The following is a 419-nucleotide window of genomic DNA, read 5'->3' as shown; positions in this document are numbered from 1 at the left end:
GGTCACGACCTTCTCGCGGGAGAAGGGTTCCACGACACCGGAGCGCTTCACGACCACCAACTGCATCTGCTCGAGGGTGGTGAAGCGCCGCTCGCACGCCGGGCACTGGCGGCGCCGGCGGATGCTCGTGCCGTCCTCTGCCACCCGACTGTCCAGAACCCTGGTGTCGGTGTGACGGCAGAACGGGCAGTGCACCTCGTGGCCTCTTTCTGGGGATCATCCGGTGGATGGGGTGTGGATAACCTGTGGGTCGTGACCACTATCTGTGGAGGAACCACAATGCTGTAACTACTAGATGTAGAGGTTATGCCGCGAACCGCCCACGAGCAAGACCTGTCCGCGGGCGTGTCGGTGAGGATGGTCCCAATTGCGCACGCCGGCCGGTCAGCAGGACCGGCCGGCGTGGCGTCCCCCCGGAA

1 pseudogene is annotated in these 419 nt (G+C 65.2%); it reads right to left on the bottom strand.

The window, feature by feature from the left end:
* Positions 1 to 195 (bottom strand): annotated as a pseudogene (locus tag BN358_RS23945) (transcriptional repressor NrdR); the annotation flags it as partial.
* Positions 196 to 419: the final 224 nt, after the last annotated feature.

Origin of the sequence: Sedimentibacter sp. B4 (assembly GCF_000309315.1) — a bacterium.
GTDB lineage: Bacteria > Bacillota > Clostridia > Tissierellales > Sedimentibacteraceae > Sedimentibacter > Sedimentibacter saalensis.
Note: the sequence above shows the minus strand (reverse complement) of the source record. Positions and strands in the feature narration are given on the sequence as shown.